Origin of the sequence: Janthinobacterium sp. TB1-E2 (assembly GCF_036885605.1) — a bacterium.
GTDB classification, from domain to species: Bacteria; Pseudomonadota; Gammaproteobacteria; order Burkholderiales; family Burkholderiaceae_D; genus Janthinobacterium; species Janthinobacterium aestuarii.
In genome coordinates, this window is record NZ_CP142523.1 from 5,063,545 (window position 1) to 5,077,991 (window position 14,447).

The following is a 14,447-nucleotide window of genomic DNA, read 5'->3' on the forward strand; positions in this document are numbered from 1 at the left end:
GAAAAGACTCTGTAGAGCCAACATAAAGTATCTGGCGCCCAGACGCCTGGCTTGTTATCAAGAAACCACTTACATGATCAAGAAGAAGAACATCGAATTTGCCCGCGTCACCCACTTGCGCGGCCCCAACATCTGGACTTACCGCCCGGTGATTGAAGCCTGGGTCGACATCGGCGAACTGGAAGACTATCCATCCAATACCCTGGCCGGCCTGTACGAACGCCTGGTGGCGTGGCTGCCCGGCATGATCGAGCACCGCTGCGGCGTGGGCGAACGGGGCGGCTTTTTCGAGCGCCTGCGCGAAGGCACGTGGGCGGCCCACATCCTCGAGCACGTGGTGCTGGAGCTGCAAAACCTGGCAGGCATGCGCACGGGCTTCGGCCAGACGCGCTCGACCAGCCAGCGCGGCGTCTACAAGATGGCCTTCCGCACGCGCGAAGAGCACGTGGGCCGCGCCGCCCTGGCCGCCGCGCGCACACTGCTGATGGCCGCCATCAACGATGAAGCCTATGACCTGGAAGCGGCGCTGGCGCCGCTGCGCGACATGGTCGACTCGCGCTGCCTGGGTCCGAGCACGGCCAGCATCGTCGATGCGGCCACCGAGCGCCGCATCCCTTCGCTGCGCCTGAACGACGGCAACCTGGTGCAACTGGGCCACGGCGCCGCGCAGCGCCGCATCTGGACGGCCGAAACGGACCGCACCAGCGCGATCGCCGAAGGCATCGCCAGCGACAAGGATCTGACCAAATTCCTGCTCAAATCGTGCGGCGTGCGCGTCCCTGAAGGCAGCCTGGTGCGCAGCGCCGAAGCTGCCTGGGAAGAAGCGCAGGACATCGGCGTGCCCGTCGTCGTCAAGCCGTATGACGGCAACCATGGCCGCGGCGTCTCGCTGAACCTGATGACGGAAAGCGACGTGAAGGCCGCCTACGAGCTGGCCGCGCGCAAGGGCGACAGCTCGGCCGTGCTGGTGGAAAGCTTCATCACGGGCGACGAACACCGTTTGCTCGTCGTCGGCAACAAGCTGATCGCGGCCGCCAAGGGCGAGTCGCTGTGGGTCGACGGCGACGGCGTCTCGACCGTGCTGGAACTGGTGAACACGCAGATCAATACCGACCCGCGCCGCGGCGAAGGCGAAGATTTCCCATTGGGCACCGTCAAGCCGCACGAGTCGGGCGAAATCGTGCTTGAACTGCAGCGCCAGGGCATGACCGCCCTGTCCGTGCCGCAGGCCGGCCAAAAAGTGCTGATCCAGCCGAACGGCAACGTGGCCATCGACGTCACGGATGACGTGCACCCGTCCGTCGTGCATGCGGCCCTGCTGGCCGCGCGCGTGGTCGGCCTCGATATCGCCGGCATCGACCTGGTCACCACCGACATCACGCGTCCGCTGGAAGAACAGCGCGGCGCCATCATCGAAGTCAATGCCAGCCCTGGCTTGCTGGCGCACATCAAGCCGGGCGTGGGCCAGCCCCGCCCTGTCGGCGCGGCCATCGTCGACCACCTGTTCGCGCCCGAGGAAACGGGCCGCATTCCGCTGATCGGCGTGACGGGCACGCGCGGCGCCAGCCTGATCGTGCGCATGCTGTGCAAGCTGCTCAACCTGTCGGGCCTGCACACGGGCGCCGTCTGCAGCGAAGGCATGTACCTGGACCAGCGCCGTGTCGTCAGCAGCGATTGCGTGAACTGGGACGCGGGCCAGCGCCTGCTGCTCAACCGCACCGTGCAGACGGCCCTGTTCGAGAGCAATCCGCGCATGATCCTGGCCGAAGGCCTGGCCTACGACAAGTGCCAGATCGGCGTCGTCACGGACATGGGCAGCCTCGATAGCGTCAAGGATTTCGACGTGCTGGACGAAGCGGGGCTGTACAAGGCCGTGCGCAGCCAGGTCGACGTGGTGGTGCCGACGGGCGTGGCCGTGCTCAACGCCGCCAACGCGCACGTGCTGGAACTGGCCGAACTGTGCGACGGCACCGTGACCCTGTATGCGCAGGATGGCGGCTTGCCAGCCATCGCGGCGCAACTGGCCGCCGGCCAGCGCGCCGTGTTCGTGCGCGGCAACCACATCGTGCTGGCCGAAGGCGGCATCGAAACGGTCCTGCTGTGCCTGGACTTGCTGAAACCGGCCACGGCCGGCAATGTCGACAGCGTGCTGGCCGTCGCAGCCGCCGCCTGGGCCCTGAACCTGCCCGTCGACCTGATTTGCGCAGGATTGCGCACGTTTGACGCGGCCCCTGGCTGCATCGGCAACTAATCGGCAACTAAGGCAAAGCAGCACTCAAGCCCGGCCAGGAAGGCCGGGCCCACAAGAACACAACAGGATTACGGTTTAATTATGGAAGTATCTCGCGTACGGGCCTTGCGGGGCCCTAACCTCTGGAGCCACGACACCGCCGTGGAAGCCATTGTTTCCTGCACCACGGAGGAACTCGACATCGCCCAGCTGCCCGGCTTCGAAGCCCGCCTGCGCGCACTCTTTCCGCAACTGAGCCCGCTGCAACCGCTGGGCAACTACAACGCCGCGCCGATGGCGCAGGTGCTGGAACTGGCGGCGCTGGGCCTGCAGGCGCAAGCCGGCTGCCCCGTCACCTTCAGCCGCACCACGCCGACACTGGAAACGGGCATCTTCCAGGTCGTCGTCGAATATTCGGAAGAAGCCGTCGGCCGCCTGGCGCTGGAACTGGCGCAGCAGCTGTGCCAGGCCGCGCTCGACGATGCTCCATTCGACCTGGCCGGCGCCCTGCACCAGTTGCAGGAACTCGATGAAGACGTGCGCCTCGGTCCATCGACGGGCGCCATCGTCAACGCCGCCGTGGCGCGCAACATCCCGTTCCGCCGCCTGACCGAAGGCAGCCTCGTGACGTTCGGCTGGGGCAGCAAGCAGCGCAAGATCCAGGCCGCCGAAATGGACGGCACCAGCGCCATCGCCGAAGCCATCGCGCAAGACAAGGAACTGACCAAGAAGCTGCTGGACTCGGCCGGCGTGCCCGTGCCGCAAGGCCGCGTCGCCATCGATGCGGACGATGCCTGGGCCGCCGCTTGCGAGATCGGCCTGCCCGTCGTCGTGAAGCCGAAGGATGGCAACCAGGGCAAGGGCGTCACCGTCAACGTCACCACGCGCGAACAGCTGACGGCCGGCTTCCTCGCGGCGCAGGAATTCCGCGACGATATCCTCGTCGAGCGCTATCTGCCGGGCCACGATTTCCGCTTGCTCGTCATCGGCAACAAGATGGTGGCGGCGGCCCGCCGCGACCCGCCGCAAGTGGTGGGCGACGGCCAGCATACGGTGCGCGAACTGGTCGACCAGGTCAACCTGGACCCGCGCCGCGGCAGCGGCCATGCCACCTCGCTGACGAAGATCCGCTTCGACGACATCGCCCTGGCCAGCCTGGCCAAGCAGGGCTATGTGGCCGACTCCGTGCCGCCGGTCGGCAAGCGCGTCATCCTGCGCAATAACGCCAACCTGTCAACAGGCGGCTCGGCCACCGACGTCACCGTCGACGTGCATCCGGAAGTGGCGGCGCGCGCCGTCGCGGCCGCGCACATGGTGGGCCTCGATATCTGCGGCGTGGACGTCGTCTCCGACAGCATTCTGAAACCGCTGGAAGAGCAGAACGCCGGCATCGTCGAAGTGAACGCCGCCCCCGGCCTGCGCATGCATCTGGCGCCGTCGTTCGGCAAGCCGCGCCCAGTCGGCGAAGCCATCATCGCCGCCATGTTCGCCGAGGGCGACGATGGCCGCATTCCCGTCGTTGCCGTTACCGGCACCAACGGCAAGACCACCACCGTGCGCCTGATCGCCCACCTGCTGACGGCTTCCGGCCTGCGCACGGGCATGACCAACACTGATGGCGTGTACATCGAAGGACGCCAGATCGACAGCGGCGACTGCAGCGGCCCGCGCAGCGCGCGCAACGTGCTGCTGCATCCGGACGTCGACGCGGCCGTGTTTGAAACGGCGCGCGGCGGCATGCTGCGCGAAGGCCTCGCCTTCGACCGCTGCCAGGTCGCCGTGGTGACCAACATCGGCGCGGGCGACCACCTGGGCCTGAACTACATCACCACCGTGGAAGACCTCGCGGTCCTGAAGCGCGTGATCGTGCAAAACGTGGCCGACAGCGGCGTGGCCGTACTGAACGCCACCGACCCGGCCGTGGCCCGCATGGCCAAGAATTGCAGCGGCACGGTGACCTTCTTCGCCGCCGACAAGACGCACCCCGTGATGGCCACGCACCGCGCGCAGGGCAACCGCGTCGTGTACGTGGAGGACGGCAAGCTGGTCGCGGCGCAAGGCAAGGAGCGCCACGAAATCCCCCTGTCGCAGGTGCCGATCACGCGCAACGGCGCCATCGGCTTCCAGGTCGACAACGTCATGGCGTCGCTGGCCGCCGCCTGGGCCGTGGGCCTGGACTGGAAAACCATCGCGCTGGGCCTGAAAACCTTTGCGAATGAGGCCGACAATGCGCCAGGCCGCTTCAACGTGTTCGACTACAAGGGCGCCACCCTGATCGCCGACTACGGCCACAATCCGGACGCCATCCTGGCGCTGGTGCAGGCCGTGGAAAGCATGCCGGCCAAGCGCCGCTCGGTGGTCATCAGCGGCGCCGGCGACCGCCGCGACGAAGACATCCGCCAGCAGACGGAAATCCTCGGCGCCGCCTTCGACGACGTGCTGCTGTACCAGGATCAATGCCAGCGCGGCCGCGCCGACGGCGAAGTCGTGGCATTACTGCGCCAGGGTTTGAACGGCGCCAAGCGCACCAGCCATATCGATGAAATCAACGGCGAATTCGTCGCCATCGACAAGGCCCTGGCGCGCCTCGGCGAAGGCGATCTGTGCCTGATCCTGATCGACCAGGTGGAAGAAGCGCTGGCGCACATCGCCAAGCGCGTCGCCGAAGCCTAAGCGCAGCCTGACGGCATACGAGGGCGGCCTGCGGGCCGCCCTTTTTCATCCCTGCGCCTCAGTCGGCGCCGGCTTTCCCGATCGCCTGCGCAGCCAGCGCGCCGGCCCGCATCTCGCTGGCAAACAGCGTCGCCGCATGCGCGATGGCGCGGGTGGCACGCGCGAGGAAATGCGTCCAGTGCTGATGCTCGAGCAGCAGCATCTCGATGCAGAACCATACCTGACCGCGCTGCACATGGCCTTTCACCAGCTTGATGCGGCGGTTGACTTCATCGAGCGCGGCACGCACGCGCAGCAACTCTTCCGGCGTATCGATGGTCCACACATTCGGCAACAGCAGTTTCCCAAATTGCGCGTCATCGGCGTCAAAGCACAGGACATAGCCCATGCCTTCGAAACGGAAGACGATATCGCCATCGCTGTCGATCTGCGCCTGATATCCGTCCGCTTGCAAGTGCCGCAGCAACGGTTCGGTGATAGTGGATGCCAACATGGTGCTTCCTTTCATTGAGTGGGATGGCGACGCCCCATCTGGTGCCGCTGCATCGCTACCTCAACGCCGCCACCGGCAAAAAATACAAAACTATTTTCGCCACGTGTGGAGAGCGGGCAAGGCCGGCAGGTGCATGAATGCGGCAGGGATACCGGAATTGATATGGACATCGCAAAAGAAGTCATTTGTGGCGCAAAGTCATTCGCCCCTACCATGCTTCCTGAGCCAGTTCCAGCTCTGGCGGCGACTGCCGCAGCGTTCTCAACATAACTAAAATACAGGTGGAGACAAGATGATGCAATTGATGGCAACGGGCACCCGCACGCCCCGACAAAATACACGCTTGACCTTGAAGGCGACGGTGGCCGCCCTGGCCGGCGCAGGCCTGCTGAGCAGCGCTTCCGTCTGGGCGCAGCAGGCGCCCGCCGTGGAAACACCAGTGGCAGAAGCAGCACCGGCAGCGGCGCCAGCCGACAATGGCGGCATCGCCGTCGTCGCCGTCACCGGTGTGCGCAGGGCGGCGCAAAGCGCACAGACGATCAAGAAAAACAGCGACCAGGTGGTCGACTCCATCGTCGCCGATGAAATCGGCAAATTCCCCGACAAGAACGTGGCTGAAATCCTCGGCCGCGTGACGGGCGTGCAGGTCCGCCGCGAAGGCGGCGAAGCCGGTACCGTCATCATCCGCGGCTTGCCCGGCGTGGTGACCTTGCTCAACGGCCGCGAAATGTTCACCTCCGTGGGCCGCAGCCTGTACCTGGCCGATATTCCGACGGCCATGCTGCAGCGCGTGGACGTCTATAAATCGCAGGGCGCCGACATGGTCGAAGGCGGCACGGCCGGCGTGATCGACGTGCGCACCAACCGCCCGTTCGACTTCAAGGGCTTTACGGCATCGGGCAACGTGCGCGCCGAACACCGCGACAAGTCCGGCTCGACGGACCCGAACGTCAGCGGCATGGTCTCGAACCGCTGGAAGACCCAATACGGCGAATTCGGCGCCCTGCTCGGCCTGTCCTACCAGCGCGGCAGATACTATGACGAGACGATCTGGAACGCCGAACCCGTCAAGCGCCCGGAAGCGGGCAACATCACGGGCCCCGATTCCGTCGGCATGATCCCGACCGTGGGCGACCGCAAGCGCTACGCGGCCAACGCCGCCTTCCAGTGGCGCCCGAACTCGCAGGTGGAAGTGTATGCGGAAGGCATGTCGACCCTGATCAAGCACGCTTTCGACAGCCAGTTCTTCGTCGGTTCGCTGCCGTGGGGCCAGAACCCGGACATCACCCTGATCCCCGGCACCAATCAGGCGGCCACGGTGGGCAAGATCGACGGCCCATGGTCGCCGTTCACCCTGGGCTCGACCCAGGCGCGGCGCGACCGCTCGATCGGTTCGCAAGGCGCCATCGGCGCGCGCTGGGACATCACGCCGCAGCTGCGCGCCACGACGGAACTGGCGCGCACGGTCAGCAACTTCGAACGCGAATTCCCCATCCTCGACTTCCTCGCCCATCCGACCAGCGTGATCGGCAGCACGAACGTGAACGGCGGAGCGCAGATCAGCTACCCCGGCTACAACATGCTGGATCCGAAGAACTACACCTTGCTCGGCTTCTACGACAATCACAGCCACGACGAAGGCAGCTCGACCGACTGGCGCGGCGACGTCACCTACGACATGGACAGCACGGGCTTCTTCCGCGAATTTTCGGGCGGCGTGCGCCTGGCCAAGCGCAAAGCCGAATCGATCCGCGAAAAAAATGGCCAGGGCGGGCTGGCGTCGATCATGACTGCGGACGCGATCCCCGGCCTGGCGTGCGCCTCGCACGACAACACGGGCAACTTCGGCCTGCAAAGCTGGCTCACGCCGTGCCGCGACTTCATGCTCAACAACACGGCCGCGCTGCGCCAGCTGTTTACGGGCAGCAGCGAACGCAGCCCCGACGATCCGATGACCCACTACAAGGATGTGGAAAAAACCAATGCCGTCTACGGCAAGGCGCGCATCGGCTTTGACCTGGCGCAGGTACCGGTCGACGGCACCTTGGGCGTGCGCGTGGTGCAGACCAAGCAGGACTTGCAAGGCAATTCCTCGCAAAACGGCATCATCACGCCCGTGCGCGTAAAAACCTCGGATACGGACGTGCTGCCCAGCATGACCTTGAAAGCCATGCTGCGCCAGGACCTGGTCGCCCGCATGACGGCAGGCAAGGCAGTACAGCGCCCGAACTTCGCCGACTTCAACCCTGGCGTGAGCCTGGGCCAGAGCCTGGAGATGGTGCGCCCGACGGGCAGCGGCGGCAATCCCGACCTGAAACCCGTGGAAGGCAAGAACCTCGACGTGGCGCTGGAATGGTATTTCGCGCAGACGGGTTCCGTCACGGCCACCGTGTTCCGCCACAACTTCAAGAACTACATCCTGTCCGGTTCGGCCAAGGAAACGTATGGCGGCATCGAGTACGACATCACGCGTCCGCGCAACACCTCGAAGGGCCATCTGCAAGGCCTGGAAATGGCGTACCAGCAGTTCTACGACAAGCTGCCCGGCTGGATGAGCGGCCTGGGCCTGCAGGCGAACGCCACCTACATGACGGGCGAGCTGGAAGAATTGAATGGCAGCGTGCATCCATTCACGGGCATGTCGAAGTGGTCGGCCAATATCGTCGGCCTGTACGAGCAGGGACCGTGGTCGGCACGCCTGGCCTACAGCTGGCGCGACAAATACGTCGACGACTACAACTACCGCGGCAAGGGCATCCACCTGACCGTGGCGCCCACCAAGACCCTGGACGCGTCGGTGTCGTACAAGCTCAACCCGAACACCACGGTGACCCTGGACGCGAACAACCTGCTCGACTCGACCTATCGCGACTACCACGACACGCCGGACTACGTGCGCGACGTTCGACGCTATGACAAGGTCGTAGGTTTATCAGTACGCTGGAGCTTGTGATGGACCCTGACCAAACCGGCTGCGCGGCGCGCTTTGCGGCCGGCGATGCTCACGGCACTACAGTGCCGCTGCGCTTCTCGGCCACAAATCACTGCCGCTCGCGATGGTTTTGTCAGGCGTCGAAACGTTGTTGGAATACATGTCTTCTTCCTTGAGGAGTTTCAGCGCCAGCCGGTGACGGTTGGCGTTTTTTTTGCCTTGTGGAATCTATCCGACACAGGAATTGATTTAACGCAAAGTGACGGCGCCGGGGCGCTTTTATGCTGGCAGTCTGACCATCGAACCCGGCGGGGACAGCATGCGCGAGGCACGGCACGTCGACATACAGCTATTTCAACCCGACATCCCGGTGCGGCTCGACATGCGCACAGCGGCGCTGGTCGAACATGCGCTGGCCTTGCAGGAAATGGCCGGCACGGGCGCCGCCGCCCTGTTTTTGCACTGCCACGACGTGCCGCTGCCCACGGCCTTGCGCGTGCTGACGACGGGACCGCACCGCAAACCTGCCGGGCCGCACCTGTTTGCCCGGCTGCGCCCGCGCACGGCCGCCCTGGCGCATGGCGCGCCGCTACCGGCCCGCTGACGAATCCTGTACCATCGCCGCAACCTATTCAATGAGGCACGGCGATGCAGGCAGCGACACCCCACGATTCCTATGCGGCACTGATGGACCTGATCAAGGCGCGCCATGCGGAACTGAGCCCGCAATTCCAGGCCGGCGCCCGCTACCTGGCTGACCATCCGGACGAAGTGGCCGTCTCGTCGATGCGCAGCATCGCCGCGCGCGCGCAGGTACAATCGGCCGCCCTCGTGCGCCTGGCGCAGCAGCTGGGCTTTGCCGGCTGGCCGGAGCTGAAAGCCATCTTTGTCGAACGCCTGCGCGCGGGGCCAAGCGGCTACGCGGCAAAAGCAGGCGCGCTGGCCGGCAATAATGGTGACCTCGTCACCGAAGTGTTCACGGTGCAGCAGCGCAACCTGGCCGCCACGGAAAGCGCCAACCACGCCGCCCTGGATGCGGCCGCCAATTTGCTGCAGACGGCGCCCCGCGTGCACGTGGCCGGCTTTCGCGCCGCCCACCCGATCGCCTATACCCTGCATTATCTGTACCGGCTGCTGCGCCCCAGCGTTCAACTGCTGAGCGGCCAGGGCGGCACCCTGGAAATGGACTTGCGCGCCCTGCAGGCGGGCGAAGCCGTCGTCGTCGTTAGCTTCGCGCCGTATTCGAGCGAAGCGCTGCTGGTGGCGCAGGCGGCGCGCCAAGCCGGCTGCCAGGTGGTCGCCATCAGCGACAGCGCCATGTCGCCGCTGGCCCTGCAGGCTGATGCCAGCATCGTCATCGCCGTCAACAGCCCCTCGTTCTTCCCTTCCATCGTGGCCGGCGTCGCGGCCGTGGAAAGCCTGGTGGAACTGCTGGTGGCGCGCGCGGGGCCCGATGCCGTCACGGCCATCGGCGCGGCGGAAAGCCAGCTGCGGGCGCTGGGCGCCTACGCAAAAACATCAAATGATGTAAATTAAGAATAAATACATCGATTGTTGCAATGCGGCGCAACGCCTCCTATAATCGGCCATCCCACTTGCCGATAAGAAAGCGATGCCATGAGCCATGTCTTCCACCGCAGCTTGACCGCCAGCTATCCTGTCGCCATGGGCGGCGACGGCCCCTACCTGATCGATGCCGATGGCAAGCTCTACCTGGATGCCTGCGGCGGCGCGGCCGTCTCCTGCCTCGGCCATTCGGATGCGGCCGTGATCGCCGCCGTGCAGCGGCAGATCGCCACGCTGGCGTACGCGCACAGCTCCTTCTTTACCAGCGAGCCGATGGAGCAGCTGGCCGATTTCCTCGTCGCTCGGGCGCCAGCCGGCATCGACAGCGTGTATTTCGTCTCGGGCGGTTCGGAAGCGGTGGAAAGCGCGCTCAAGATGGCGCGCCAGTATTTCGTCGAGCGGGGCCAGCCGCAGCGCCGCCACGTCATCGCACGCCGCCAGAGCTACCACGGCAACACCCTGGGCGCGCTGGCCACGGGCGGCAACGCCTGGCGCCGCCAGCAGTTCGAGCCGCTGCTGATCGGCGTCACCCACGTTTCACCGTGCTACGCCTGGCGCGACCAGCAGGCGCATGAAACGGATGGCGACTACGTGACGCGCCTGGGCCAGGAACTGGAAGACCATATCGCCGCACTCGGCGCGGACAACGTCATGGCCTTCATCGCCGAACCCGTCGTCGGCGCCACGGCCGGCGCCCTGCCCGCCGTGGCCGGCTATTTTGCGCGCATGCGCGAGATCTGCCAGCGTCACGGCATCCTGCTGATCCTCGACGAAGTCATGTGCGGCATGGGCCGCACGGGCAGCCTGTTCGCCTGTGAGCAGGAAGGCATTACGGCCGACCTGGTCTGCATCGCCAAGGGCCTCGGCGCCGGCTACCAGCCCATCGGCGCCGTCATGGTATCGACAGATATCCGCGACACCATCCGCGCCGGCACGGGCTTCTTCCAGCACGGCCACACGTATATCGGCCACGCAACGGCCTGCGCCGCCGCCCTGGCCGTGCAGCGGCAGATCGAGGAGCGCGATTTACTGGCCAACGTGCGCGCTATGGGCGGCTTGCTGCAAGAGCGGCTGCGCCAGCGTTTCGATAGCCACGCGCATGTGGGCGACATCCGCGGCCGCGGCCTGTTCCTGGGACTGGAACTGGTGCGGGACCGCAATACCAAACAGCCGTTCGCCCCGGCCCGCCGCCTGCACGCGCGCATCAAGACGCAAGCCATGCAAGCCGGACTGATGTGCTATCCCATGGGCGGCACCATCGACGGCCTGCACGGCGACCACATCCTGCTGGCGCCGCCCTACATCATCGACGCCAGCCACGTGGATGAGATTGTCGACAAGCTGGGCGCGGCCATCGATGCTTGCGTGGCGTAGCCGCGCATGCCTGCGGCAGAAACGCGCAAAGGCGACTGCCAGCAGTTTCTGTTCACTCCTTGTCAATATTAATTGACTTATTTTAAACAATCGTTTTAAATCAGGAAGTTACTCAAAATCAATCATCTTGGGCATTCAATCATCGCATTACCCCTTTTCGATGCTTGACACCCGCGTTGATGCACTCTGAAGCCAAGGTATATGGAACTGCTCGACTCCCTGCGTCAGCCCCCTCTGCAAGACGACACGATCAGCGGGCACTATGAAGTGCGCCGCTTGCTGGGCGAAGGCGGTTTCGGCCATGTATTCGAAGCGTGGGATGCCAAGCTGTGCCGCAGCGTGGCGCTGAAACGGCTGAAACCGCAAGCCGACGTGCTGCATCCGGAAAAACTGATCAATGAAGCGCGCCTGGCCGCCTCGCTCAAGCATGCGGCCTTCGTGCGCATTTTTGCCATCGAAGGCCAAGGCACGGGCCAGTCCATCGTCATGGAACTGGTCGAAGGCCAGACCCTGGGCCAGTTCATGCACAGCGGCAAGGCAGACTTGCAAACGGCACTCGACATCGCCTACCAGATCGCTGACGCCATGGACGAGGCGCACGCCATGGACCTCGTGCATGGCGACCTGAAACCGTCGAACCTGATGCTGGAAGCGGACGGTCAAGTGCGCATCCTCGACTTCGGCCTGGCCCGCCACATCGACCCGCAAGCCACGCAAACGACCACGCTGTGCGACCTGCAAGGCACCATTGCCTACATGGCGCCCGAGCGCCTGATGGGCCGCCTGCCCGACACGCGCGGCGACGTGTATGCCTTGGGCGCCATGCTGTACGAAATGCTGGCCGGCCAGCGCCACTTCGCCCACCTGAACGGCCTGGCCCTGGCCGCCGCCCACATGCAGGCAACGGAACCGTGGCCCGACCTGCCAGAATCCGTCCCGCCCGCCATCAACGCCCTCGTGCGCGCGATGACGGCGCACGACCCGGCCGAACGGCCGCGCACCATGCGCGCTGTGCGCGAGGCGCTAGGGGCGCAGTCTTCATCTTCAGTAACGGCGGATATGCAAGCCACTGAAGTAAGGCCAGCCAAGCCACCGGTGTCGATTGCCATTCAACTTCAAGTACCGGTCAAGCGCGCTATGGTGGCGGTTGGCGCCGTTATCGTGCTTGGTTTAGGTATTTGGCAGGGACCTAACTTACTAACCAAGCTAAGCGCCAGCCAGGCAGCTGCAGCGTTTTCCGAAGTGGCCGCAATGAAGGCGGGGATGGATGCATTGCGCGCTTTTGATCGCGACAACCAGCAAAAACAGGCCATCGAGCACTTCACCGCAGTGCTACAGCACAACCCATCCAATGCCGCTGCCGCTGCGGGCCTGTCGCTGGCGTCGAGCTTGCGCTATACCAGTGAAGGTCGTGACGATATCTGGTTGCAACGTGCAGATATCAGCGCCACACAGGCGTTGGCAACAGACGACCAACTGGCTCTCGCCCATGTGGCCAAGGCCTGGGTTTTTGAGTTCCAAGGAAAATACGAAGAGGCCTTGCACGAGGCAACTATTTCGCTAAACCTTGAGCCGAACAATTTGCTGGGGCTGTATGGCAAGATCCGGCTGTACCTCAACAGCCAAAAATTCGATCTGGGCAGGCAGATGCTGGATCATGCGATCGCGACGTATCCACAGGAGAGCTTGTTCAGCTCCCAACTCGGCTATATGCATTACAAAATGGGGGACTATGTCAAAGCGGAGCAAGCCTTCCGTAAAAGCATAGCCATGACTCCTCAGTCACTCGGCAATTACGCATATCTAAACGCAGCCTTGCTACGCCAGAACCGCAACGACGAAGCATTGCAAGTATTACAACAAGGATTGCAGGTGGGTCCGCACTGGGAACTGTACACGAATCTGGGAACTTCCTTATTCGCAAAAGGAGACTATCTGGGCGCAGTGCAAGCATTTGAAAATGCCGTTTCGGAGAAAAAAGGCGGTCCCGGCATGTATTTACTTTGGGCCAACCTAGCCGATGCTCAACGCTGGATACCAGCGCAGATCCAGGCATCTAAACAATCATATCTTCGCGCCATCGCCCTGCTACGGCCCATGCTGCAGCGCATGCCTTCTGACATCACCATGAATTCGCGCATGGCACTCTATCAAGCATATGCAGGTGAAAAGCAAACAGCCATGGCCGGCGTCAAGCAGGCGCTTACCCTAGCGCCGCTAGTGGCGGACGTGCAATTTCGTGCGGCAATCACTTATGAACTGATTGGCAATCGCAGCGAGGCATTGGCTGCGCTTCTCCAGGCCAGCAAGCTTGGCTACCCTCTCAATCTGATCGAATCATCCCCCGATCTGTTGAACCTGCGGCGAGATGCCCGCTACCAGCAATTTCTCATCAACTTGGAAAGAGACAGTAAAAAATGACGCCTGTAAGCCCTTGGATGAAGTTATCCGTGCATTTTGATGCAGACCAGATCACCAATCAACTCGACTACAATTTCACCTCCTGCGACGGCACAGCCGATCCTCGCCATGGCCCCTACATGGGAGGCGTGCACTTCCAAAAAGGCCAACATGTGTACCTGGATGTTACCTGCTGCGGCTCCAAGGAAAGCGGCTTCACCTCATTCCAAATCATCGATTGCTGCATCGTCACCGTACCGCAACTGACGCAAATCGGCCCGAAAGTGCCGACCATTTATTCACCACCATCACCATTCCTCCAGGCAGTAGGTGCAACCTATCATTTGCCGCTGGACTTCGAAATCCAGCAACTGCTGGGTGAGCCAGACCAGATGCCACTGCACCGCATCCGTCAGGAATGGAAACACAATTTGGACGTAGGTCATACCTCTGGACGCTGGGAGTTGTCCTTCGTCATGACGGTACGCATCATGCGCGGCGAAGACGTTCAGCCAGAATTGCGTGTATTTTCTTTCGACCCGGAAAGCTCGGTAGGCGGTACGACTAATCTGTAATACTTTACCAATGCCAATCTGGCGCGGCACATTGCGCCAGAAGCATGCGTGAACAAGTTAAGTTCGGCCATTCAGACACGATCTCTGCCATAACTATCTCCGTTGAGCACAGCATAGTCAACTTCAAAGCCACGCCCTTCCTCCGACGTGGCTTTTTTCCATCCGCACGCAATACGCCGCCCTGCCCGCCGAAAGCGGTAAAAT

At 63.6% G+C, this 14,447-nt stretch carries 9 protein-coding genes; 8 read left to right on the forward strand and 1 reads right to left on the reverse strand.

Features of this window, described 5'->3' with window-relative positions; translation table 11 throughout:
* Positions 1-73 precede the first annotated feature (73 nt).
* A complete protein-coding gene (cphA, locus tag OPV09_RS22790; RefSeq protein ID WP_338679441.1) occupies positions 74-2,251 on the forward strand; it encodes a cyanophycin synthetase in 2,178 nt (725 codons plus the stop codon).
* A gap of 81 nt (positions 2,252-2,332) precedes the next feature.
* A complete protein-coding gene (cphA, locus tag OPV09_RS22795; protein WP_338679442.1) occupies positions 2,333-4,903 on the forward strand; it encodes a cyanophycin synthetase in 2,571 nt (856 codons plus the stop codon).
* Between the two features lie 58 nt (positions 4,904-4,961).
* On the opposite strand, the gene OPV09_RS22800 is transcribed toward cphA (OPV09_RS22795), so the two are convergent.
* On the reverse strand, positions 4,962-5,396 hold the full coding sequence (locus OPV09_RS22800; RefSeq protein WP_219327535.1) for a hypothetical protein: 435 nt from the start codon (positions 5,394-5,396) through the stop codon (positions 4,962-4,964).
* A gap of 292 nt (positions 5,397-5,688) precedes the next feature.
* Here OPV09_RS22800 and OPV09_RS22805 point away from each other — a divergent pair, with 292 nt between their 5' ends.
* From OPV09_RS22805 to OPV09_RS22830, 6 genes are all read left to right on the forward strand, one after another.
* A complete protein-coding gene (locus tag OPV09_RS22805; RefSeq protein WP_338679443.1) occupies positions 5,689-8,349 on the forward strand; it encodes a TonB-dependent receptor in 2,661 nt (886 codons plus the stop codon).
* 298 nt (positions 8,350-8,647) lie between these two features.
* Positions 8,648-8,932, forward strand: coding sequence for a hypothetical protein (locus OPV09_RS22810; protein WP_338679444.1), 285 nt, complete (start codon positions 8,648-8,650; stop codon positions 8,930-8,932).
* Between the two features lie 44 nt (positions 8,933-8,976).
* Positions 8,977-9,864, forward strand: a complete 888-nt coding sequence (locus OPV09_RS22815; protein ID WP_338679445.1) for a MurR/RpiR family transcriptional regulator — start codon at positions 8,977-8,979, stop codon at positions 9,862-9,864.
* A gap of 81 nt (positions 9,865-9,945) precedes the next feature.
* Complete coding sequence (locus OPV09_RS22820; protein ID WP_338679446.1) at positions 9,946-11,268, forward strand: aspartate aminotransferase family protein; 1,323 nt, start codon at positions 9,946-9,948, stop codon at positions 11,266-11,268.
* Positions 11,269-11,469: 201 nt separating this feature from the next.
* The gene (locus OPV09_RS22825) at positions 11,470-13,689 is read left to right on the forward strand and encodes a protein kinase domain-containing protein (protein ID WP_338679447.1); all 2,220 of its coding nucleotides are present in this window, start codon (positions 11,470-11,472) and stop codon (positions 13,687-13,689) included.
* Positions 13,686-14,243: a hypothetical protein gene (locus tag OPV09_RS22830; RefSeq protein WP_338679448.1), complete on the forward strand. Its 558-nt coding sequence runs from the start codon at positions 13,686-13,688 to the stop codon at positions 14,241-14,243. The genes OPV09_RS22825 and OPV09_RS22830 overlap by 4 nt, the downstream gene beginning before the upstream one ends.
* The last annotated feature ends 204 nt before the right edge of the window (positions 14,244-14,447 follow it).